The sequence below is a fragment of the Tenacibaculum sp. 1B UA genome, assembly GCF_033978845.1.
In the GTDB taxonomy this organism is placed as follows: domain Bacteria; phylum Bacteroidota; class Bacteroidia; order Flavobacteriales; family Flavobacteriaceae; genus Polaribacter.
In genome coordinates, this window is sequence record NZ_JAKVUA010000009.1 from 95,711 (window position 1) to 118,592 (window position 22,882).

Sequence of the window (22,882 nt, forward strand, 5' to 3'; positions counted from 1 at the left end):
TTATTTATTTTTTTAGTCGTTAGTGGTTAGTTTCTTAGTCTTAAACACTAACAAATATTTTTATTTTTTCTTTTGAACTCTATTAAAACAGGTTAACTGATTAAATTACTTTCGCTTCGTTATGTAATAAATCAATTAAATCATCAACATTATCAACCAATTTAACCGCTCCTTTTGGTGCTGGTTTTTCAAAATTTTGAGTAGCTGTTGCTGCTGTTGCTCCTGTAGGCTCAACTACATTTAGTGGCTTTTTACGTGCCATCATAATACCTCTCATATTAGGAATACGTAAATCTTTTTCTTCTACAATTCCTTTTTGGCCTGCAACTACCATTGGCAGCGTTGAAGACACTTTTTCTTCACCTCCATCAATCTCTCTATCTAAAGTAGCATTCGTTCCGTCTATTTCAACACCAACACATCCATTAACAAAGTTAAAATCTAACAAAGAAGCTAACATTCCAGGAACCATTTGTCCATTATAATCAGCAGACTCTTTTCCTGCTAACACTAAATCATATCCTCCGTTTTTTACAACCTCGGCTAATTCTTTAGCCACCATAAATCCGTCAGTTGGCTCAGCATTTACGCGAATTGCATCATCTGCACCAATTGCTAAAGCTTTACGTAAAGTAGGCTCTGTAGAAACTCCTCCAACATTCACTACAGTTACACTTGCTCCTTGCTTTTCTTTAAACCACATTGCACGAGTTAAACTAAACTCATCGTATGGGTTTATAACATATTGAACCCCGTTAGTATCAAACTTTGTATCGTTATCAGTAAAGTTGATTTTTGAAGTAGTATCAGGTACGTGACTGATACAAACTAATATTTTCATATATCGTTGTTTTAAAGAAACTTAATTTTGTGCGACGAAGTTAAGGATTTTTTTTAATTTACTATGCGTGCATAATAAATTTTTTCCTCAACACTAATCAACCTCAAAATTAAGATATTATTATTACATAATCATTTGTTGGTTTTAAAACTACAATATTACCCCTATTTTTATTATTTTTGCACTCTTGATAAACAACTACTTATAAAACGTATGAAAACAGTACAATTTAGAGAAGCCGTTTGCGAAGCAATGACCGAGGAAATGCGTAGAGATGAAAGCATTTACTTAATTGGAGAAGAAGTTGCTGAGTATAATGGTGCATATAAAGCCAGCAAAGGCATGCTAGACGAGTTTGGTGATAAACGCGTTATTGATGCTCCTATTGCCGAATTGGGCTTTGGTGGTATTGCTGTAGGATCAGCAATGAACGGTAACCGCCCTATTGTTGAGTATATGACTTTTAATTTCTCATTAGTAGGAATTGACCAAATTATTAACAATGCTGCGAAAATCCGTCAAATGAGTGGTGGACAGTTTAACTGTCCTATTGTTTTCCGTGGCCCCACAGCTTCTGCAGGTCAATTAGCAGCAACACACTCACAAGCTTTTGAAAGTTGGTATGCTAACTGTCCTGGATTAAAAGTAATTGTTCCTTCTAATCCTTACGACGCAAAAGGTTTATTAAAAGCAGCTATTCGCGATGATGACCCTGTAATTTTCATGGAATCTGAACAAATGTATGGTGATAAAATGGAAATTCCTGAGGGAGAATATATCATTCCTATTGGAGTTGCAGATATTAAAAGAGAAGGTACTGATGTAACAGTAGTATCTTTTGGTAAAATCATCAAAGAAGCTTACAAAGCTGCAGACGAATTAGCTAAGGAAGGAATTTCAGTTGAAATTATTGATTTACGTACAGTTCGTCCAATGGATCATAAAGCTATTTTAAAATCTGTTAAAAAAACAAATAGATTAGTTATTTTAGAAGAAGCATGGCCTTTTGGAAATGTTTCATCAGAAATAACTTTTAGAGTACAAGATGAAGCGTTTGACTACTTAGATGCTCCTATAAAAAGAATTAATACCGCTGATACTCCTGCACCATATTCTCCTGTATTATTAGAAGAATGGCTACCAAATGCAAATGATGTAATATCAGCCGTAAAAGAGGTAATGTACCGCAAATAATTCAAGAAAAAAGAAATTGAAAATAAATTAAAATCCTTTTGACTCACGTCAAAAGGATTTTGTAGTAAAAAAATAATGAAACATCTTTTTAACTTACTATTACTACTGACTACCAGTGTTTTAAGCGCACAACTAACAATACAAGGTAAAGTAGTTGACGAGTTTGATACTCCAATACCTTTTGTTAATGTCATTCTAAAAAACACCACACACGGAACCACTACTGATGATAATGGTAAGTTTTATTTAAAAACAAATAAATACAGAGGCGTACTTGAAATATCTTTTGTAGGATTTCAAACCCAAACCATAAAAGTCAGCCAAAAAACAAAGTTTTTAAGCGTCGTTTTAAAAGAAGAAAGCAATGAGTTAGAAGAAGTTGTTATTGTTACCAAACCTAAAAAACGCTTAAAGAAAAAAGAAAATCCTGCTTATAGAATTTTAAAAGAAATATGGAAGCGTAAACGAAAAAACGGACTTGACCTAGTTGACCATTATCAATACAAAAAAAACACTTCCATAGAGATAGGTTTAAACAACTTAGACACTTTGTTTTTGAAAAAAATATTCAAGAAAGAATACAAACAAGCCCTTCAAGAAATAAAATATGATAGTGATGGAATAAACTATTATATTCCTGTTTATTTAAATGAACAAGTTGCCAATGTTTATGGTGATAATAAAAACAATAATGTTAGAGAAGATATAGAAGCTGAAAAAGCTGAAGGATTAGGTGCTCAAGGTTTTATTTTTGACCGAATGGCTAACACTTTTCAAAATATTGATGTTTTTAAAAACAACATAACACTGCTTCAAAAACCCTTCATCAGCCCTTTATCCACTGATGGATTTTCTACATATGACTATGTTCTGTACGATAGTGTTGTTAACAACAACAAAAAACTATACAACATATATTTCTTCCCTAGAAGAGATGGAGATTTAGCCTTTCAAGGAAATTTTTGGGTAGCCGATAAAAACTTCTCTATCAAAAAACTAAAAATGAAAGTTCATAAAAGTATTAACTTGAACTTTGTAAGAGGACTTAGTTTTGAAAAAGAATTTGAGGTACGAAACGACAGTATTTACATTCCTACTAAAAATGCCTATGAAGGTGACTTTACATTCATTGATAAAAACGAAAGTAACAAAGGGTTAACGATAAAAAAAGATATTACTTTTAAGAATTACGTCTTAAACAAAGCTCTTCCTAAAAATTTCTACGAACAAACTATTGAAAAGATTAGACCTGATCAATATGAAAAAGAAGATTCATACTGGGAGAATATTCAAACCAATGAAAGTAAAAAAACACACAAACTAATTGAAAGCGTTAAAGAAAAGAAACAAATAAAAAACCTAACAGGACTAATAAACACAGTAGCTAGTGGTTATATAAACACAAATATCGGTGTTCAAATTGGGCCTTTATGGACTGCTTTTGCCAACAATCAAGTAGAAGGGTTTAGAACTAAAATGGGGTTTCGAACTTTTGTAACTAAAGACGATCGTTTTCGTTTAGGTGGTCATGTTGCTTACGGTTTTAAAGATAAACGTGTAAAATATGGTGCAGAAGCGCGTTACCTTTTATCTTATAAACCTAGAATAGCTGTTGGAGTTGCTTACCAAAAAGACATTGAACAATTGGGAAGTACTCTACTAAACACAACGCAACTTTTAGGAAGAAGCTTTGGAACAACTGCATTATTTTCAAGAGGAGACAATTTCTTTTTATCAGATATTGAAAAAATAGCTACGAACTTCGATTATCAAATTCAACAAAACCTACATGTAGGATTTAATTTTTCTCATTCAAAAATAACTTCAGCTTCTGAGAAAGATTTCTCTATGAATTATAGAGATGAAAACGGAAACGTTCAATCACAAGTAACCGATGTTGCTTCCGATATTTATGTTTCATTCACTCCAGGGAGATTTGTATACGGACTAGGTGTAGAAAGACGTTTTGGAAAAAACGTGTTCCCTACTTTTGTACTAAACTACCGAAGAGGCTATAAAGGGCCCTTTAATGGAACCCATAGTTATGATAAAATCCAATTCAAATATAGTCAACCAATTTTACTAAGTAAGTTTGGAACTTTAGACGCTAGTTTTGAAGCAGGAAAAACATTTGGTACAGTTCCAGTTGCCTTATTAAGTCCAATTCCTGCCAACCAAACATTCTCATTAGTTAAAGACACTTTTGCTTTACTTAATTACTACGATTTTGTTGCCGATGAATATTTAGCAGGACATTTTGAACACCATTTTAATGGTTATATTTTGAACAGAATACCGCTATTAAAAAAATTAAAACTAAGAAGCTTAGTTTCTTTTAGAGCTGCTTACGGAAACATTTCACAACAAAATAGAGCTATAAACGATGGATTAGTTAATAGTAGTGGAGCACCTAACGTTAACTACAATGCTCCAAACAAACTATATTATGAATACAGTGTTGGATTAGAAAATATTGGATATGGTAACTTGCGTTTTCTAAGGATTGACGCTATTTGGAGAAGTAATTATACACCACCTACTGGCTCAATTGTTGCTCCAACACCTAAGTTCGCAATCCGTATAGGTATTAAACCCGGCTTATAATCATACATTTAACCATAAATTACCTTTATTTTTTCTTTAAAAAAACTAATAAATCACTACTTTTGCAAACCGATTTTAGAAAACGAAGAAAAGTTTAGAATATATGACCGCAAAAGAAAGAAAGACAGTTGATGTTTTAATTGAAATACCAAAAGGAAGCAGAAACAAGTACGAATACGATTTTGATTTAGGAAAAATCCGTTTTGATAGAATGTTATTCTCATCAATGATGTATCCTGGAGACTATGGATTTATTCCTCAAACTTTAGCATTAGACGGAGATCCTTTAGATGTTTTAGTTTTAGGTGCTGAACCAACTTTCCCGATGTGTGTTATGGAAGTAAAACCAATTGGTGTTTTCCATATGGCAGACGAAAAAGGACCAGACGAAAAAATTGTTTGTGTACCAGTATCTGATCCAATTTGGAACAGATATAACAACATCACTGACTTAAACCCACACCGTCAAAAAGAAATTACACACTTTTTCCAAGTATACAAAGACTTAGAAAAGAAAAAAGTTGATATTGGAGACTGGGGTGATGCAAATGAAGCATACGAAATTTTAGATAAATGTTTAGAGCGTTATGAAAATAGCGAACATAAAGCTAATGGAAATTTCAAGATTTAATCTGTAAAAATCATCCTATATAAAACAAAAAACCTCTCAGTTACAACTGAGAGGTTTTTTGTTTAGTTATTGATTTTGTTATATTTACGAACACTTATAACTAATCAAATAACAATAACATGAAACAAAACATGATATATGTGCCAATAGCATTGGCAATTTTAGGGCTCATTTTTATGTACATAAAAATGATCTGGGTAAAAAAGCAAGATCCTGGAAATGAAAAAATGCAATCCATTTCTAAAAGTATTAAAGAAGGAGCTCTCGCTTTTTTGGCTGCCGAATATAGACTACTATTAATCTTTGTAGTCATTGCTTCATTAGCTTTATTTGGAATCTCTCAATTAGTAGAAACAACAAGTATCATGATTGTTCCTGCTTTTATTATAGGAGCAATTTTTTCTGCTTTAGCAGGAAACATAGGAATGCGTATAGCAACCGATGCCAATGCACGAACCGCAGAAGCTGCCAAAACTAGTTTACCTCAAGCACTAAAAGTATCTTTTGGTGGTGGAACCGTAATGGGATTAGGAGTAGCAGGCTTAGCCGTTTTAGGGTTAAGTCTATTCTTTCTAATCTTCGTCGGTCAATTTATTACAAATGGAGGTAATTTTTATAATGAAATGACTGTTGTTTTAGAAGCCTTAGCTGGGTTTTCTTTAGGAGCTGAATCAATTGCTTTATTTGCTCGTGTTGGTGGAGGTATTTATACCAAAGCAGCCGATGTTGGTGCCGATTTAGTAGGAAAAGTAGAAGCAGGAATCCCCGAAGATGATCCTCGTAATCCAGCAACCATTGCAGATAACGTTGGTGATAACGTTGGTGATGTTGCGGGTATGGGAGCTGATTTATTTGGTTCGTACGTAGCAACCGTATTAGCAGCTATGGTGCTAGGAAATTATGTTATTAGAGATATGTCTATAACCTCACCTTTTTCTGATGCCTTTAACGGAATGGGACCAATATTACTCCCTTTAGTAATTGCAGGAGTCGGTATCGTAGCATCAATCATCGGAACTTTTTTAGTAGGAATCAAAGACAATACAGCAAAAGAAGCACAAGTACAAAAAGCACTAGATACTGGAAACTGGGTTGCTATTATTTTAACATTAATAGCTAGTTTCTTTTTGATTAAATGGATGCTTCCTGAAACAATGCAAATGAAGTTCTTCGGAGAAGGCTTTAAAGAAGTAGCAGCTATCAATGTGTTTTGGGCTGCCTGTATTGGTTTAGCTGTAGGAGCATTAATCTCAATGGTTACAGCTTATTATACCAGTTTAGGTAAAAAACCAGTGTTAGCTATCGTACAAAATAGTGCTACAGGTGCTGGAACCAATATTATTGCTGGTTTAGCAGTAGGTATGAAATCTACTTTCTTATCTGTTTTATTATTTGCCGCTGCTATTTATGGTTCATATTATTTCGCAGGGTTCTACGGAGTAGCTTTAGCGGCTTCAGCAATGATGGCTACAACTGCTATGCAATTAGCTATTGATGCTTTCGGGCCTATTGCTGATAATGCAGGTGGAGTTGCTGAAATGAGTGAATTAGAAGACCACGTTCGTGAGCGTACCGATATTTTAGATTCAGTAGGAAACACAACTGCTGCAGTTGGTAAAGGATTTGCTATTGCTTCTGCTGCCTTAACTGCTTTAGCGTTGTTTGCTGCATATGTAACTTTCACAGGAATTAACGGAATTAACATTTTTAAAGCAGATGTATTAGCCATGTTATTTGTTGGTGGAATGATTCCAGTAATATTTTCTGCCTTAGCAATGCAATCCGTAGGGAAAGCAGCTATGGAAATGGTCCATGAAGTACGTCGTCAGTTTAAAGAAATCCCAGGAATTATGGAAGGAACTGGTATTCCTGAATATGCAAAATGTGTAGATATTTCAACCAAAGCTGCTTTAAAAGAAATGATTTTACCAGGCTTAATTACTATCATCACTCCAATTATTATCGGATTGGTTTTTGGTGCTGAACCTTTAGGTGGTTATATGGCAGGTGTTTGTGTGTCAGGTGTTATGTGGGCTATTTTCCAAAATAATGCAGGTGGCGCTTGGGATAATGCAAAAAAATCGTTTGAAGCTGGTGTTGAAATCAACGGAGAAATGACTTACAAAGGTTCTGATGCTCATAAAGCTGCTGTAACAGGTGATACTGTTGGTGATCCTTTTAAAGATACCTCTGGACCATCAATGAATATTTTAATTAAACTTACCTGTTTAGTTGGTTTAGTTATTGCCCCAACATTAGGCGGACATGCTTCTTCTGAAACATATGAAAAGACAGAAAATAGTAAAGTCTGGATTGACAAAAACGGTGAAAAACATGAAATAAAACTTTCAACTGATGCTGAATCTACTACTGAGAACAAGTTAGAAAATATCATTAAAGTAACTATTGAAAAGAATCATGATGGTACTGCTAAAGCTACTATTACTACTACAATTGTTAAAAACGGTGAAGAAACAACTGAAGAAAAAACTTTTGAAGGTACTTTAGAAGAAGTTGAAAAGAAAATTAAAGAATACGAAAACTCAAAAAAAGAATAATACCAGTTATGATTTGAAATTACTGTAAAAGAAAATAATGATTTTTTTCTTTATTCAAGTTGTAAATGATATAAAACTCAAAATCATAAAAACCTAAACCCGATAGTAGTATTTCTATCGGGTTTCTTATTTTTGTAGCGATGTCAAGAACTGTCCGTATTTTTTCCATAGACACCCCTAAACTTTTCAAGCAAAAACTATTTGTTTGGGCTACACAATTTGAAACTGCTGTTTGGTTAGATTCTAACAACTATGAACAACAGTACAGTTCTTTCGATTGTGCTTTAGCTGTAGAAGAATTTACCTCTATTAAAACAGATTATCACAACGCTTTTGATAAGCTAAAAGAATATCAGTCTTTCACCAAAGACTACATCTTTGGCTACATTAGCTATGATGTTAAAAACGATACTGAAAGACTAACTTCTAAGAATTTTGACGGACTTCATTTTCCTGACTTGTATTTTTTTCAACCTCAAAAGTTAATTTTCATCAAAGGAGACACAGTTGAATTTCACTACTTGCAAATGATTGATGATGAATTAGAAGAAGATTTTGAAGATATCATTGAAACCAACCCTACTATTCAAAATCACGAACAAAAAGAAACAGATGACGTAAAAATAAAACTACGTATCCATAAAGATGAATACCATCAAAAAGTAGAAAAAGTACTAGAACATATACATAGAGGAGACATTTATGAAGCTAACTTCTGTCAAGAATTCTATGCAGAAAACACAATCATAAATCCGTATAAAGTATACACGCAGTTAAACAAAATATCAGAGCCTCCATTTGCTACTTTTTTTAGAAATGACAATCATTACTTGCTTTCTGCTACTCCAGAACGATATATAAGAAAAGAAGAATCAAAAGTTATATCACAACCTATAAAAGGAACAGCAAAACGTTTGATTGATCCTATTGAAGATAATAAAATTGCTTTTGACTTAGCTCGTGATGAAAAAGAACGCTCAGAAAACATTATGATTGTAGATTTAGTTCGTAACGACTTATCAAAAACAGCTAAAAAAGGAAGTGTTCAAGTAGAAGAACTATGCAAAGTGTATTCGTTTAAACAAGTACACCAAATGATTTCTACCGTAATTTCAGAAATTGAAAATACCACACACCCAGTTGATGTAATTAAAGACACTTTTCCAATGGGAAGTATGACTGGGGCTCCTAAAATTTCAGCAATGAAAATTATTGAAGAATTAGAAGAAACCAAACGCGGGTTATATTCTGGTACCGTTGGCTATTTTACCCCAAATGGCGACTTCGATTTTAACGTAGTTATCCGAAGTATTTTATACAATGCAGAAAACAAATACGTTTCATACTCCGTTGGTGGAGCTATTACAGCTAAATCTACCCCAGAAAAAGAATATGAAGAATGTTTACTCAAAGCCAAGGCCATGAAGTTTGTACTAACAAACAAAAGTTAGTTATATTTATAGCACATAACTTAAAAAATTAAATCCCATAAAATGAAAAACACAATTAAAATTATACTTTTCGTTGCTATTATTGCATCAATGACATCTTGTAAAGTAAACAAATATTCATTTTTAAACAACTACCCTACTAAAACTGTTCCTTTAATTGACAGTACAAACTTTAGTAATCATGCTGAAGGCAAACTATTAACCAAGTCACAACAAGAACTTTTAAAACTTCCTTCTATTTTTGAAGAGCAATTAAACAATGAAAAAGCTAAAATTGGGGTTTCTTATCTTCCTAAAATATCAGAAAATTTTCAATCAATAGTATATTATTTTTATCCTAATAACACTGAACTAATTTCTATGTTAGTAAACTATGATGACAAGTTTAATATTATTAATAGCCAAGTATTAGCTTATGATGAAATAGCAGAAGGCATGTTAAAAACTACCTCTACTCTTAATACAAACAGCATTGAATTAGTAGAATATATTTCTGACACCCCTTCTACTATTATTTTCAATATTTTAGAAGACGGAAACATTACTAGAGACTAGATGACACACAACACATTTACATTTAAGTTTCAAAAAACTGAATTTTTCGGTCAATATTGGCAACCAGAAAGCGTAAAAGCTGTCGTAGTATTAATTCACGGAATGGGAGAACATTCTGGAAGATATGAACATGTTGCAAAAAAACTAACCGATAATAATTTTGGCGTAATTGCTTTTGACCACTTCGGTCATGGTAAGACAACAGGAAAAAGAGGACACAATCCAGGTTACGATTATGTATTAAAAAGCGTTACTAAACTGATTGAAAAAGCTAAAGAGGTTTTTAACGACAAGCCCATCTTTTTATACGGGCATTCTATGGGAGGCAACACTGTAATTAATTACACACTTAGAAAAGAACACAACCTAAAAGGAGTTATAGCTACAAGTCCGTTTTTACGTTTAGCTTTTCAGCCACCAGCTTGGAAACTTTCGTTAGGAAAAGTAATGCAAAAAATTGCTCCTTCAATTACCTTAGGTAATGAATTAGACACAAACGATGTATCACGTGACCCTATTGAAGTTAAAAGATATAGTAATGACCCTCTGGTTCACGATAAAATAAGCCCTAATTTTTCTTTATCTTTTATTGATGCTGGCGAATGGGCTATTAAAAATGCTTCCTCTTTAAAAACTCCAATGCTATTATTGCATGGTACAGGAGATAAAATCATTGATTATAAAGGAACAGAAGCATTTGCTAACAATACACCTAAAGCTAGTATTAAACTATATGAAGGCGGATATCATGAGTTACAAAATGACTTATGTAAAGAAGAAATGTTACAAGATGTTCTAAACTGGTTAAACACTCAATTACAATAGTTATTTACCTATATGCTTCAAGAATTAGCAACACATATTAACGAACAATTTCCCTTTTTAAAAGAGAAAAAATTACTCATAGCTATTTCTGGAGGTGTTGACAGTGTAGTACTAACACACCTTTTACATAAACTACAATTTAATATATCGTTAGCACACTGTAATTTTCAATTAAGAGGAGAAGAAAGTGATTTAGATGAAGTGTTTGTTAAAAGATTAGGAAAAAACTTGAATATCCAAACATTTACAACAAACTTTAATACCAATAAATACGCTACTAAAAATAAATTATCAACACAATTAGCAGCTAGAGAATTACGTTACAATTGGTTTGGTAAACTAAATCAAGAGAATGTTTTTGATTATACCTTAACAGCACATCATGCTGACGATAATTTAGAAACCTTTATAATTAACCTATCTCGTGGCACAGGTTTAGAGGGCTTGACAGGCATCCCTTCAGTTAATAAAAATGTTGTTAGACCTTTACTTATTTTTTCACGCGAAGAAATTCTAAATTTTGCAAAACAGAACAATATTGAATGGCGTGAAGATAAAAGTAATGCTGAAACAAAATATATAAGAAACAAGATTCGTCATCAAATAACACCTGCACTAAAAGAACTGAACCCCAGTTTTTTAAACAACTTTAATAAAACGATTGGTTATTTAAAAGAATCTCAGCAAATTGTTACTGATAAAATAGAAGAAATCACCAATAAAATCGTTTCAAAAGAAGGTGATTTATTAAAAATAAATATTGAGAAACTGTTAAAGTTATCCGATCCCAAAGCATACCTCTACCAGCTGTTAAAGCCTTATAAATTCACGGAATGGAACGATGTTTATAACTTAGTTTACGCTCAGTCTGGTAAGCAGATTTTAACAAAATTTTATACTTTGTTGAAAGACAGAGATTTTTTATTACTTTTACGCACTAATGAAAAAGGTTCTTTTGAGGACGAATATTTCATTATAAGGGAGGAAAACAAAGAAATTACAGCACCAATCAAGCTGCTACTAAAAAGGGTTCAAAAAAAAACCAATGCTGACAATAAAAGTATTTATGTTGATAATGAACTACTTAACTTCCCACTAAAACTTAGACGGTGGAACTCCGGCGACTTTTTTTATCCTAAAGGAATGTTAGGACGTAAAAAAGTAAGTAAGTATTTTAAAGACGAAAAAATATCAATTGTAAACAAAAATAAAATTTGGTTGCTCTGTTCCAGTAAAAATGAGATTATTTGGATAGTAGGAAAACGACAAGATAGACGCTTTTTACCAACAGAAAATACAACCAAACTATTAAAAATTAGTATTTAATTAACCCCATCAAACTACATATAGAATGAAAAAATTCTTTACTCTATTTTTATTATTCATAGGTTTAGCGGTTTATTCTCAATCTGACGATAATCCCGTAGTTGTTACTCCTAAAGTAGAGAAAATCTCTGATACTGAGTACGACTTAATTTTTGACGTGTTAATTGCTGAAGACTGGCACTTATACTCTCAGTATAACCCAGAAGACGCATCACTACCTATGACAATTGCACCAGCAGAAGGGCAATCTGGATACACCTTAAATGGTAAGGCCAAAGAAAGCGAAACAGAAACTCAGTTTAGTGAAATCTGGGGAAAAGACGAAATATTTTTTGTTGAAGAAGGTAAGATAATACAAAGAATTACTGTTTCTGACTCTACATTAACAAAAATTACATTAAATCTTGATGCACAAGTTTGTAAAGAATACTGTTTGCCTTTTGATGAAGATTTTACATTTTCATTAACAGGTGAAAAAGTAGCACAAACTGTTGCAGAAGTAGATGATAAAAGTAAAGAGTTGTCTCAATCTTTAAATTTAGATTTAAAGAATACTATTTTATTAAAAAGTTCAACTGATACAAATAGTGCATCAGGAGAAGACGAAGACAATAGCTTATTAAACATTTTCTTATTAGGTTTCGTTGGTGGATTGTTAGCTTTTTTAACTCCATGTGTATTCCCAATGGTTCCTTTAACTGTATCTTTCTTTACAAAACGCACAGAGAAAAAAGGAAAAGGTGTTGGTAGTGCTGTTTTATACGGTTTCTTCATCGTGTTAATCTATGGATTAATAAGTCTTCCTTTCCATTTCTTAGATACATTAGATCCTGAAATTTTAAATAGTATTTCAACAAATATTTGGTTAAACTTATTTTTCTTTGTTATTCTAATATTCTTCGCAGGTTCATTCTTCGGCTTTTATGAATTAACATTACCTAGTTCTTGGAGTAATAAAGCTGATAGTGCCTCTAATGTTGGAGGAACACTCGGAATCTTCTTTATGGCACTAACTTTAGCTATTGTCTCATTCTCTTGTACAGGTCCTATTTTAGGGTCGTTATTAGCAGGATCGTTAAGTGGAGGAGCAACACAATTATCAGTAGGTATGGTTGGATTTGGTTTAGCATTGGCGTTACCATTTGCTTTATTTGCAATGTTCCCTAACTGGTTAAACACATTGCCAAAGTCTGGTGGGTGGTTAAACACTGTTAAAGTTGTTTTAGGTTTTATCGAATTAGCTTTTGCTTTTAAATTCTTATCAAATGCAGATTTAGTAGGTCATTGGGGATTATTAAAAAGAGAAATCTTTATTGGAATATGGGCTTTAATTGCATTTTTATTAGCACTTTACTTATTTGGATTTATTGGTAAAAAATACGGTAAAATAACTCTTTTCAGAGTGTTATTAGGATTAGGTTCTTTAGGTTTAGCTGTATATTTAGCTCCAGGAGTTATGGAAAAACCTGCTTGGAGTCAAAATAAATTATTAAGTGGTTTTGCACCTCCTAAATTCCATAGTATTTACCAAAAAGACAACCACTGTCCTCTTAACCTAAACTGTTTCAAAGATTTTGATGAAGGGGTTGCTTATGCAAAGTCAGTTAACAAACCAGTGTTACTAGACTTTACTGGATGGGCTTGTGTAAACTGTCGTAAAATGGAAGAAAATATTTGGAGTCAACCAAACATTTACTCTTTAATTAATGATGACTATGTATTAATTTCATTATATGTAGATGATCATCAAAGAACATTACCAGAAGAAGAACAATTCGACTTTATTAAATCTAACGGAAAAGTAAAAAGAATTAGAACTTATGGTGATAAATGGGCTACATTACAGGCGGCTAACTTTAAAACAGCTTCTCAACCATTCTATGTATTAATGAGTCCAGAGTTAGAGGTATTAAACTCACCTCAACAATATACAGATCATGCAACTTACTACAATTGGTTAAAAACTGGTTTAGACAGATTTAACTCTAACTAATTTTGGTATAAATATTATATATTTAAAAGCCTCTTTTTTAAAAAAGAGGCTTTTTTTATATCTTTCAATAAAAAACACATGACACCAGAAACAATTATCAGCATATTTTTAGGAATTGGTTTAGCAGCTTCCGTAGGTTTTAGAGTTTTTCTACCATTGTTTGCTTTGAGCCTTGCTGGATATTATAATATTATCCCATTAAATGAAAACTGGGCTTGGGTAGCAAGCTCAACAGCTATCATAACCTTAGGAGTAGCCACTGTTTTAGAAGTATTTGCATATTATATTCCTTGGTTTGATAATTTACTCGATACAATAGCAATTCCATTAGCAGCTATTGCTGGTACCGCCGTTATGGCTTCAACAATAACTGATTTATCTCCAGTAATCACTTGGGCTTTGGCAATTATTGCTGGTGGAGGAACAGCCTCTGCCATTAAAGGAACTGCCGCTTCTACTCGATTAACCTCTACCGCGACAACAGCTGGTGTTGCAAACCCTGTTATTTCTACTGTAGAAACAGGCTCTTCTATCATAATGTCTCTCTTTTCTATTTTTTTACCTGCAGTGGCTATTATTTTAGTGGTTTTAATATTTATTGGTATTCGTAAAATGTATAAATACATTTTCCCTAAATCAAAAGAGGCATAATTATTGGTACTATTTTTTATAAATCTAACTTTATGAAAAATAGTATTGTAAGCTTCCCCAGATTAGAACTGCTTAGTTTTCCAAAATTACATTTTTATTTTGTTTTTTAACACCTCTTCTACTTTTTATGACTCATCAACAGTTAATAAAAATCTAGATTTAAATGGACTATCATTTTTTATCGTAAGTCAACAAGACATTGATAACAATTCTTTTTCCATTCCTTTTAATAAACTAAGTAAAAAGCCAACGTCGTTAATTTATGATGATTATACAGATTATCAGAACAACAACCTTTTAAAAGGTTTCTTAAAAAAGAATGACCCAACTCGTTGGAATCCAAAACAAATGCAATTACAATAAATTTTATTTTTTTCTCTATCTTTAGCGAAAAGAGAAAAATATGCTAGTAAAAGTTTATGGAAGTGCTGTTTTTGGTATTGAAGCAACCACAATTACTGTTGAAGTTAATATTGATAAAGGTATAGGATATCATTTAGTTGGATTACCCGATAAAGCTGTAAGTGAAAGTTCGTATCGAATCTCTGCCGCTTTAGCTAATAACGGTTACAAACTACCTGGAAAGAAAATTATCATTAACATGGCACCTGCCGATATTCGTAAAGAAGGTGCTGCGTATGATTTAACCTTAGCTATTGGTATTTTGGCTGCCTCCAATCAAATAAAATCAGAACAGATTGCCGAATATATTATTATGGGAGAACTTTCTCTTGATGGAAGTTTACAACCTATAAAAGGAGCTCTACCTATTGCTATTAAAGCACGTGAAGAAGGTTTCAAACACTTTATTCTCCCAAAAGAAAATGCCAAGGAAGCTGCCATTGTAAATGACTTAAATATTTTAGGAGTAGACAACATTATGGAAGTTATCAATCATTTTGATGGAAACAAACTAATTGAACCTACAACCGTTGATACGCGAGCTGAGTTTTACAAACATATTGACTTCCCTGAGTTTGATTTTGCTGATGTAAAAGGACAAGAATCTATAAAACGTTGTATGGAAATCGCAGCAGCTGGTGGACATAATATTATTCTTATAGGACCACCAGGGGCAGGAAAAACAATGTTAGCCAAACGTCTTCCTTCAATCTTACCTCCTATGACTTTGCACGAAGCACTAGAAACTACCAAAATACATTCTGTAGTAGGAAAAGTAAAGAATACAGGCTTAATGTATCAACGTCCCTTTCGTAGCCCTCATCATACTATCTCTGATGTTGCACTTGTAGGTGGTGGACAATACCCACAACCTGGAGAAATTTCTATGGCACATAATGGTGTGCTTTTTTTAGATGAGCTTCCAGAATTTAAACGTACGGTTTTAGAAGTCATGCGTCAGCCCTTAGAAGATAGAGAGGTTACCATATCACGAGCTCGTTTTACAGTAAACTACCCTAGTAGTTTTATGTTGGTAGCAAGTATGAATCCTAGTCCTTCAGGATATTTTAATAATCCAGACTCACCTGTTACCTCCTCCCCTGCCGAAATGCAACGCTACTTAAGTAAAATTTCTGGTCCATTGTTAGATAGAATTGACATTCATATTGAAGTAACCCCAGTTCCCTTTGACAAGCTATCTGATGAACGAAAAGGAGAAAGCAGTGTAGATATTAGAAAAAGAGTTACGCTTGCCCGAGAAATTCAAACAAATCGATTTAAAAACTTTGAAAACATTCATTATAATGCTCAAATGAATGTAAAACAAATTCGAGAGTTTTGTAAGCTATCAGAAGAAAGTAAAAACTTGTTAAAAATTGCCATGGAAAAATTAAACCTATCCGCTAGAGCCTATGATAGGATTTTAAAAGTATCTCGTACCATTGCCGATTTAGCTTCCTCAAAAAACATACAGTCTGAACATATTACCGAAGCAATTCAATATAGGAGTTTAGATCGTGAAGGCTGGTTAGGTTAAAATTAAAAACTTAATTATTGAGTCATAGTGTTATTAAATAGCCAACTATGAAAACAGTTAGAGAAACGTTAAAAAATTGTACTTTCATATAAAATCACTAATTTAGGCGTTTATAAAAATGCTGGATAGCAAAATTTAACATACACCCTAATGAAAAAACTAATTTACTTATTGGCAATTTCTATTGCCTTAGTTTCATGTAAAGAGGAGCAAAAAGATTATGTAACTTTTTCTGGAAAAATTACTAACAAAAACTCTGAAACTATTACTATTTCTAACCCTCAGTTTAAATTCAACAAAGTAATTAAAATTGGTGAGGACGGAACTTTTAAAGATACTATGAATGTAAAAGATGGTTTCTACAGACTTTTTGATGGTAAAGAATATGCTACTCTATATTTAAAAAATGGAGCGGATATTAATATGACCCTTGACGCTAAAGAATTTGACGAAACTATAACTTACACAGGTATTGGTTTTGAAGAAAGTACTTTCTTGGCTAAAGCCTCTTTAGAGCAAAAAAAAATATTTGGAGACAAAGAATTGATGGACTTACCAGAGTTAGATTTCAGATCTAAAGTTTCTTCTTTTGTTGATGACTTTAATAAGAAATTTGAGGGAACTTCGTTAGACTCTGCGTTCGTAGTAAGTCAAAAGCAAAATATTTTAGGACTTGAAAACTATCTAACAAAAGTATATAACGACAAACAATATTTAGCGAAAAAATTAGCTAAAGGCATGGAGTCTCCTAAATTTGTTGATTACGAAAACAATGCTGGTGGTACTACTTCTTTAGATGACTTAAAAGGTAAATATGTTTACATTGATTTATGGGCTACTTGGTGTCAACCATGTAAAAACGAAATTCCTTTCTTAAAGAAAGTAGAAGAAAAATACCACAACAAAAATATTGAGTTTGTAAGTATCTCTGTTGACAGACAAAAAGATTATGAAGCTTGGAAGAAAATGATTGTTGATAAAGAATTATCAGGAGTTCAGTTATACGCTAAAGAAGATAAAGCTTTTATGGATGCCTACAGAGTATCAGGAATCCCAAGATTTATTTTATTAGATCCAGAAGGGAACATTGTAGATTCTAATGCTCCAAGACCTTCTAATCCTAAATTAGTTGAGTTATTCAAATCATTGAATATTTAAATCTTAGTATTAAAAGACGTTTATAACATCAAGGCTCGCAAATTTGCGAGCTTTTTTTATTGCTTTAAACTATTCTTCTTTAGATTCATTAAAAATAATTATATTTGCCAAATGAATTTTTTAGCTGAAGAATTATCGTTTAAATTATCTTGTGGTAGCAGAAACTGTTATCAACTAGATTTAAGCTATAAAGTAATTGATTTTACTTTCTGTCAACTATTAGCATTCAGAAAAAAAGTACTGCAACACGCTTCTTACGAATCGTTAGAAGCCATTATTAACGGTGACAACTTCATACTTCTTTTTGCTGCAGACAATAAGCATGTGTTATTCTTAGATGTACCTCAACTTATAGAGCTAAGAGAACTTCTTTTATCAGTTTTTAAGTAAAAAGTCTTTACTAAGACTAGCTTTAAATTAGGTTCTCTATTCTTTTAGAGCCTTATAATCTGTATCTTTATAGTATTAAAACTAAACAAAATATTATGGAAACAGCAATAAGAAGAGACATGATTTTAGATGTAGAAATAGTTGATTTGCTAAACCACCAAATAACAATGGAGCAACAAGCATCTTCTAAATATTTAGCTATGGCATCGTGGTGTGATCAAAGAGAGCTTAGAAATAGTGCAACATACTTTTATAAGCAAGCAGAAGAAGAAAGAGAACACATGATGAAGATTTTTAAATTTGTTAACGATAATGGCGGTAGTGCAATGTCACCTGTAGCCACAGAAGTTGCCCATGAATTTGAAAGCTTACGCGCTATTTTTGAAGCTTCGTTAGATGCAGAAATAGAAGTAACCAAATCTATTCACCACGTATTTAAAACCGCAAGAAAAGTAGGTGATTTTACTTCTGAAATCTTCTTACAATGGTTTGTAACAGAACAAGCCGAAGAAGAAGAGAAAGTAAGAGACATTTTAGACTTAATCGATTTAATGGAAGGTATGCCATTAAAAATGATTGATGAGCGTATTCCTACTGAATAAAACTTTTATAAATAGTATAAAAAAATCCCGCAACAATGTTGCGGGATTTTTTATGTCTTGATTCTAAAATCTTAAACCTGTAAACTAGTATCTATAGTGTTCTGGTTTGTATGGACCTTCAACAGTTACACCAATATATTTCGCTTGGTCTTCACGTAACTCAGTTAACTCAACACCAATCTTAGCTAAGTGTAATTTTGCTACTTTTTCATCTAAATGTTTTGGTAACATATACACCTCATTTTTATACGCATCAGCATTATTCCATAACTCGATTTGCGCTAAAGTTTGGTTTGTAAATGAGTTAGACATTACAAAACTTGGGTGCCCCATAGCACAACCTAAGTTTACTAAACGTCCTTCAGCTAAAACAATAATGTCTTTTCCGTTAAGGTTATATTTATCAACTTGAGGTTTAATAGTATCTTTGGTACTACCATACTTTTCATTTAACCAACCCATTTGAATTTCGTTATCAAAGTGACCAATGTTACAAACAATTGTTTTGTCTTTCATTGCTTCAAAATGCTCAGCTCTTACGATATCTTTGTTACCAGTAGTAGTAATTACGATATCAGAATTACCAACAACCGTTTCTAGTTTTTTTACTTCAAAACCATCCATAGCCGCTTGTAACGCACAAATAGGGTCAATTTCTGTAACAGTAACGATAGAACCAGCCCCTTTAAAAGAAGCAGCAGTACCTTTACCAACATCTCCATAACCACAAACAGTTACGCGCTTACCAGCTAACATAATATCTGTTGCACGACGAATTGCATCTACAGCAGATTCTTTACATCCGTACTTATTATCAAACTTCGATTTAGTAACCGAGTCATTTACGTTAATCGCAGGCATAGGTAACGTTCCGTTTTTCATACGCTCGTATAAACGGTGTACCCCTGTAGTAGTTTCTTCAGATAAACCTTTAATTCCAGGAGCTAACTCAGGATATTTATCTAAAACCATATTGGTTAAATCTCCACCATCATCTAAAATCATGTTTAATGGCTTCTTGTCTTCTCCAAAAAATAATGTTTGCTCTATACACCAATCAAACTCCTCATCTGTAAGTCCCTTCCAAGCATACACAGGTGTTCCAGCAGCAGCAATAGCAGCAGCAGCTTGATCTTGCGTAGAGAAAATATTACAAGAACTCCAAGTAACCTCAGCACCTAAAGCTTGTAACGTTTCAATTAAAACCGCAGTTTGAATCGTCATGTGTAAACATCCTGCAATTCTTGCTCCCTTTAAAGGTTGCTCATCTTTATACTCTTCGCGTAAACTCATTAACCCTGGCATTTCAGCTTCTGCCAATTCAATCTCTTTTCTTCCCCAATCAGCTAAAGAAATATCTTTAACTTTGTAAGGAACATATGTTGCAGTTTTTGTGCTCATATTTTTGTATATTTATATATCTTAAATTTGAGTCGCAAAATTACGAAATAACTTTCTAAAATATGCCTCTTTACAAAACATTAACGGTAAACAACCATGCTAAAGCATTGATTTGGAAGATTGAAGAATCTTTTGAACAACTTTCTAACGGCGTTTCTTTAACAAGCGGAAATCAACAAAGAGTAAACGGCATGAAGTCCGATTTACACCAAAAAGGCTTCATGAGTGTACGTCACTTACTTAAAGAAGTTGGGTATACCGATGATGATTTACTGTATGATGGCTACGGCAAACCACACTTAAAAGACGGCAAATTCATTTCAATCACCCATTCATTTACCTTTTCAGCAATAATTATTTCCGATACACAACCTGTGGGGATAGATATTGAAATGCAGCGCGACAAAATTGTAAAAATCGCACACAAGTTTACTCCGATAGAAGAATACAAGTCCATAGCTAACCATGATGCTTTAGTAAGCAAACTTACCATTGTTTGGGGAGCCAAAGAAAGCTTGTATAAAATCTACGGAAAGAAAAAATTACGCTTCTTAGAAAACATTTATATTGAAGATTTTTCTTTTGAAACAAATGTAACCACTGGAAAAATTTTGTATGAAGGACAAACCTCTGAGTACGACATCCACTTTTTAGAAATGGAAGGCTTTACCTGCGTATGTGCTTGTTAAACACCTAGTTTGAAACTCTAAAACCTCGCAACTTTGCAACTATGAGACTTTGAAACTCTGCATCTTTGCAACTAAAAAACTCCCAAAAACCTTTCCCACGCAACAACAACTTAACTTTAGTAACTTTGCATCTTTCTAATTAGGAACAACCATGAAAATATCCGTAGAATTGACCTTAAGTCCGCTTCAGAACGAATTTGAAGAACCCATTATCAATTTCATCAAAAAATTAAGAGCCTCGGGGTTAACCGTATTAGAGAATCCTTTGAGTACACAGGTGTATGGCGATTATGATACCGTGATGGGTTTGGTAACTTCTGAATTGAAAAATACTTTTGAGTTGATTGACAACGGGTTGCTATTTATGAAGATTGTAAAAACCGATCGTAGCGATTATGAGCCAACTTTTTGATTTCCTTTTTGGGCAGTATGTTGATTACAATCCTATTGATGTTTGGCTAGAAATTATCGCCGTTATCTTTGGGTTTTTATCCGTTTGGTATTCAAAACAGAATAAAATTTGGGTATTCCCTACAGGGATGATAAGCACTGCTATTTTTGTGTACCTCTTGTTAAAATGGGAACTGTTAGGCGATATGATGATTAACGGTTACTATTTTATTATGAGTGTATACGGTTGGTATATCTGGACACGCAAAGTAGACGCCACCCATGTAACTCCTATCTCTAGAACCACACTTAAAGAAAAAAAACAAAGTGTAGCCATATTTGTAGCCACCTTAGTTTTTGTCTATGCTGTGTATACCGTTTTTGATAAATGGACAAGCTGGACAGCTTATGTAGACACAGTTACCACTGCCATTTTCTTTGTAGGAATGTGGCTGATGGCAAAACGAAAAATAGAAAACTGGATTTATTGGATTATTGGCGATATTATCTCCGTTCCACTGTACTTTTACAAAGGATTTACCTTTACTAGTTTTCAATATTTATTATTTACCTTTATAGCAATTGCAGGATATTTAGCATGGAAAAAGCACTTACACAACAACCCATCAACCTTGTAAAGGTGGTATTATTTGGACCTGAAAGCACAGGAAAAACTACACTTTCTGGTCAGTTAGCGCGTCATTATAATACCGTTTGGGCTCCCGAATTTGCGCGTGAATACTTGCAAGACAAGTGGAACAACGAACGTAAAACTTGTGAGCAACACGATTTAATTCCGATTGCTGAAGGACAAATGGACTTGGAAAATGAATTGGCTAAAAAAGCGGATAAAGTACTCATCTGCGATACCGATTTGTTAGAGACCAAAGTATATTCTGAAGAGTATTATGGCGGATTCGTAGACCCAAAATTAGATGAAGCTGCCATTGCAAACACCTATGACATTTACTTTTTAACCTATATCGATACGCCTTGGGAAGCCGATGATTTACGCGACAGACCCGAGCAGCGTTTGGAAATGTTTAAAGCCTTTGAAAATGCGTTGAAAAAATACAACCGTCCGTATGTGTTGTTAAAGGGCGACAAAGAAACCCGTTTGAAAAAAGCGGTTGAAATTATTGATGCCTTACTCACTAAAAAAGAAAACTTGTACTCTTTTTCCGACACCCTTACCGATTTAGATATGCACTTTATGCACCAATCACCCGACACGCCTAATTACGATATGTAAGCATCGCTAAATATCATTCCGTATTTCATGTCATTACTACAATAGATAAACGTCATTTCAAGTGATAGCGAGAAATCTGTTTAATTCTAGTTACAAACACTATTGAAAACCCCTAACACTCGATTTTGAGATTTAGCTCCGCTGAACCTTGTGGTTTCTCACTTACGTTCCTCTACAGTTCGAAATGACGTACGTTTTGTCATTTCGAGCGATAGTGAGAAATCTACTTAATTCTAGTTACGAATACCCTTGAAAACTCCTAACACTCGACCATAAGATTTCTCAGTCGCACACTCCTTCGAAATGACGTGCAAGTTGTCATTTCGACCAGAGGGAGAAATCTCACCAATAAGAGTAACTACTACCCTTTAAAGTTCCCAACTCTCAACTAAAAGATTTCTCACCTCCGTTCCACTACAGTTCGAAATGACA

General features: G+C 33.3%; 21 protein-coding genes. 19 read left to right on the forward strand and 2 right to left on the reverse strand.

The window, feature by feature from the left end; translation table 11 throughout:
• Positions 1-100: 100 nt before the first annotated feature.
• Complete coding sequence (locus MK851_RS08855; RefSeq protein ID WP_320243242.1) at positions 101-841, reverse strand: electron transfer flavoprotein subunit beta/FixA family protein; 741 nt, start codon at positions 839-841, stop codon at positions 101-103.
• Between the two features lie 213 nt (positions 842-1,054).
• Here MK851_RS08855 and MK851_RS08860 point away from each other — a divergent pair, with 213 nt between their 5' ends.
• The 15 genes from MK851_RS08860 (at position 1,055) to MK851_RS08930 (ending at position 18,718) form a co-directional block, all read left to right on the forward strand.
• The gene (locus tag MK851_RS08860) at positions 1,055-2,035 is read left to right on the forward strand and encodes a pyruvate dehydrogenase complex E1 component subunit beta (protein WP_303507778.1); all 981 of its coding nucleotides are present in this window, start codon (positions 1,055-1,057) and stop codon (positions 2,033-2,035) included.
• 75 nt (positions 2,036-2,110) lie between these two features.
• Positions 2,111-4,639 (forward strand): DUF5686 family protein, encoded by a 2,529-nt coding sequence (locus tag MK851_RS08865; RefSeq protein WP_320243244.1) that lies wholly within the window; start codon positions 2,111-2,113, stop codon positions 4,637-4,639.
• 103 nt (positions 4,640-4,742) lie between these two features.
• Complete coding sequence (locus MK851_RS08870) at positions 4,743-5,270, forward strand: inorganic diphosphatase (protein WP_320243246.1); 528 nt, start codon at positions 4,743-4,745, stop codon at positions 5,268-5,270.
• Positions 5,271-5,389: 119 nt separating this feature from the next.
• Entirely contained in the window at positions 5,390-7,828 is a 2,439-nt protein-coding gene (locus MK851_RS08875; protein ID WP_320243248.1) for a sodium-translocating pyrophosphatase, read from the forward strand.
• 140 nt (positions 7,829-7,968) lie between these two features.
• Positions 7,969-9,279: an aminodeoxychorismate synthase component I gene (gene pabB / locus MK851_RS08880; RefSeq protein WP_320243250.1), complete on the forward strand. Its 1,311-nt coding sequence runs from the start codon at positions 7,969-7,971 to the stop codon at positions 9,277-9,279.
• Positions 9,280-9,321: 42 nt separating this feature from the next.
• Positions 9,322-9,834: a hypothetical protein gene (locus MK851_RS08885; RefSeq protein WP_320243252.1), complete on the forward strand. Its 513-nt coding sequence runs from the start codon at positions 9,322-9,324 to the stop codon at positions 9,832-9,834.
• Positions 9,835-10,659, forward strand: coding sequence for an alpha/beta hydrolase (locus MK851_RS08890; RefSeq protein WP_320243253.1), 825 nt, complete (start codon positions 9,835-9,837; stop codon positions 10,657-10,659).
• A gap of 12 nt (positions 10,660-10,671) precedes the next feature.
• Complete coding sequence (gene tilS / locus MK851_RS08895) at positions 10,672-11,985, forward strand: tRNA lysidine(34) synthetase TilS (RefSeq protein ID WP_320243255.1); 1,314 nt, start codon at positions 10,672-10,674, stop codon at positions 11,983-11,985.
• Positions 11,986-12,010: 25 nt separating this feature from the next.
• Positions 12,011-13,978, forward strand: coding sequence for a protein-disulfide reductase DsbD family protein (locus tag MK851_RS08900; protein WP_303507795.1), 1,968 nt, complete (start codon positions 12,011-12,013; stop codon positions 13,976-13,978).
• A gap of 78 nt (positions 13,979-14,056) precedes the next feature.
• The gene (locus MK851_RS08905) at positions 14,057-14,629 is read left to right on the forward strand and encodes a DUF4126 domain-containing protein (RefSeq protein ID WP_320243258.1); all 573 of its coding nucleotides are present in this window, start codon (positions 14,057-14,059) and stop codon (positions 14,627-14,629) included.
• Between the two features lie 99 nt (positions 14,630-14,728).
• On the forward strand, positions 14,729-14,992 hold the full coding sequence (locus MK851_RS08910; RefSeq protein WP_320243260.1) for a hypothetical protein: 264 nt from the start codon (positions 14,729-14,731) through the stop codon (positions 14,990-14,992).
• A 40-nt stretch (positions 14,993-15,032) separates the two neighbouring features.
• The gene (locus MK851_RS08915; RefSeq protein ID WP_320243262.1) at positions 15,033-16,568 is read left to right on the forward strand and encodes a YifB family Mg chelatase-like AAA ATPase; all 1,536 of its coding nucleotides are present in this window, start codon (positions 15,033-15,035) and stop codon (positions 16,566-16,568) included.
• Positions 16,569-16,718: 150 nt separating this feature from the next.
• On the forward strand, positions 16,719-17,726 hold the full coding sequence (locus MK851_RS08920) for a TlpA disulfide reductase family protein (RefSeq protein ID WP_320243264.1): 1,008 nt from the start codon (positions 16,719-16,721) through the stop codon (positions 17,724-17,726).
• 111 nt (positions 17,727-17,837) lie between these two features.
• On the forward strand, positions 17,838-18,116 hold the full coding sequence (locus MK851_RS08925; protein WP_320243266.1) for a hypothetical protein: 279 nt from the start codon (positions 17,838-17,840) through the stop codon (positions 18,114-18,116).
• Between the two features lie 95 nt (positions 18,117-18,211).
• The gene (locus MK851_RS08930) at positions 18,212-18,718 is read left to right on the forward strand and encodes a ferritin (protein WP_320243269.1); all 507 of its coding nucleotides are present in this window, start codon (positions 18,212-18,214) and stop codon (positions 18,716-18,718) included.
• 84 nt (positions 18,719-18,802) lie between these two features.
• Here MK851_RS08930 and ahcY read toward each other — a convergent pair whose 3' ends face one another.
• Positions 18,803-20,119 (reverse strand): adenosylhomocysteinase, encoded by a 1,317-nt coding sequence (gene ahcY, locus MK851_RS08935; RefSeq protein WP_320243271.1) that lies wholly within the window; start codon positions 20,117-20,119, stop codon positions 18,803-18,805.
• Between the two features lie 62 nt (positions 20,120-20,181).
• Here ahcY and MK851_RS08940 point away from each other — a divergent pair, with 62 nt between their 5' ends.
• The 4 genes from MK851_RS08940 to MK851_RS08955 all read left to right on the forward strand — a co-directional run bounded on the left by MK851_RS08940 (position 20,182) and on the right by MK851_RS08955 (position 22,450).
• Positions 20,182-20,808, forward strand: a complete 627-nt coding sequence (locus MK851_RS08940) for a 4'-phosphopantetheinyl transferase family protein (protein ID WP_320243273.1) — start codon at positions 20,182-20,184, stop codon at positions 20,806-20,808.
• A 151-nt stretch (positions 20,809-20,959) separates the two neighbouring features.
• Positions 20,960-21,220: a hypothetical protein gene (locus MK851_RS08945; RefSeq protein WP_320243275.1), complete on the forward strand. Its 261-nt coding sequence runs from the start codon at positions 20,960-20,962 to the stop codon at positions 21,218-21,220.
• Complete coding sequence (gene pnuC / locus MK851_RS08950) at positions 21,204-21,836, forward strand: nicotinamide riboside transporter PnuC (RefSeq protein ID WP_320243277.1); 633 nt, start codon at positions 21,204-21,206, stop codon at positions 21,834-21,836. Before MK851_RS08945 ends, pnuC begins: the two co-directional genes overlap by 17 nt.
• Entirely contained in the window at positions 21,797-22,450 is a 654-nt protein-coding gene (locus MK851_RS08955; protein WP_320243279.1) for an ATP-binding protein, read from the forward strand. Before pnuC ends, MK851_RS08955 begins: the two co-directional genes overlap by 40 nt.
• Positions 22,451-22,882 lie beyond the last annotated feature (432 nt).

Excerpts from the sequence above, each read along its gene's own strand:
- MK851_RS08855 (WP_320243242.1), bottom strand. The coding sequence starts at position 841 with ATGAAAATATTAGTTTGTATCAGTCACGTACCTGATACTACTTCAAAA.
- MK851_RS08860 (WP_303507778.1), top strand. The coding sequence starts at position 1,055 with ATGAAAACAGTACAATTTAGAGAAGCCGTTTGCGAAGCAATGACCGAG.
- MK851_RS08865 (WP_320243244.1), top strand. The coding sequence starts at position 2,111 with ATGAAACATCTTTTTAACTTACTATTACTACTGACTACCAGTGTTTTA.
- MK851_RS08870 (WP_320243246.1), top strand. The coding sequence starts at position 4,743 with ATGACCGCAAAAGAAAGAAAGACAGTTGATGTTTTAATTGAAATACCA.
- MK851_RS08875 (WP_320243248.1), top strand. The coding sequence starts at position 5,390 with ATGAAACAAAACATGATATATGTGCCAATAGCATTGGCAATTTTAGGG.
- pabB (WP_320243250.1), top strand. The coding sequence starts at position 7,969 with ATGTCAAGAACTGTCCGTATTTTTTCCATAGACACCCCTAAACTTTTC.
- MK851_RS08885 (WP_320243252.1), top strand. The coding sequence starts at position 9,322 with ATGAAAAACACAATTAAAATTATACTTTTCGTTGCTATTATTGCATCA.
- MK851_RS08890 (WP_320243253.1), top strand. The coding sequence starts at position 9,835 with ATGACACACAACACATTTACATTTAAGTTTCAAAAAACTGAATTTTTC.
- tilS (WP_320243255.1), top strand. The coding sequence starts at position 10,672 with ATGCTTCAAGAATTAGCAACACATATTAACGAACAATTTCCCTTTTTA.
- MK851_RS08900 (WP_303507795.1), top strand. The coding sequence starts at position 12,011 with ATGAAAAAATTCTTTACTCTATTTTTATTATTCATAGGTTTAGCGGTT.
- MK851_RS08905 (WP_320243258.1), top strand. The coding sequence starts at position 14,057 with ATGACACCAGAAACAATTATCAGCATATTTTTAGGAATTGGTTTAGCA.
- MK851_RS08915 (WP_320243262.1), top strand. The coding sequence starts at position 15,033 with ATGCTAGTAAAAGTTTATGGAAGTGCTGTTTTTGGTATTGAAGCAACC.
- MK851_RS08920 (WP_320243264.1), top strand. The coding sequence starts at position 16,719 with ATGAAAAAACTAATTTACTTATTGGCAATTTCTATTGCCTTAGTTTCA.
- MK851_RS08925 (WP_320243266.1), top strand. The coding sequence starts at position 17,838 with ATGAATTTTTTAGCTGAAGAATTATCGTTTAAATTATCTTGTGGTAGC.
- MK851_RS08930 (WP_320243269.1), top strand. The coding sequence starts at position 18,212 with ATGGAAACAGCAATAAGAAGAGACATGATTTTAGATGTAGAAATAGTT.
- ahcY (WP_320243271.1), bottom strand. The coding sequence starts at position 20,119 with ATGAGCACAAAAACTGCAACATATGTTCCTTACAAAGTTAAAGATATT.
- MK851_RS08940 (WP_320243273.1), top strand. The coding sequence starts at position 20,182 with ATGCCTCTTTACAAAACATTAACGGTAAACAACCATGCTAAAGCATTG.
- MK851_RS08945 (WP_320243275.1), top strand. The coding sequence starts at position 20,960 with ATGAAAATATCCGTAGAATTGACCTTAAGTCCGCTTCAGAACGAATTT.
- pnuC (WP_320243277.1), top strand. The coding sequence starts at position 21,204 with ATGAGCCAACTTTTTGATTTCCTTTTTGGGCAGTATGTTGATTACAAT.
- MK851_RS08955 (WP_320243279.1), top strand. The coding sequence starts at position 21,797 with ATGGAAAAAGCACTTACACAACAACCCATCAACCTTGTAAAGGTGGTA.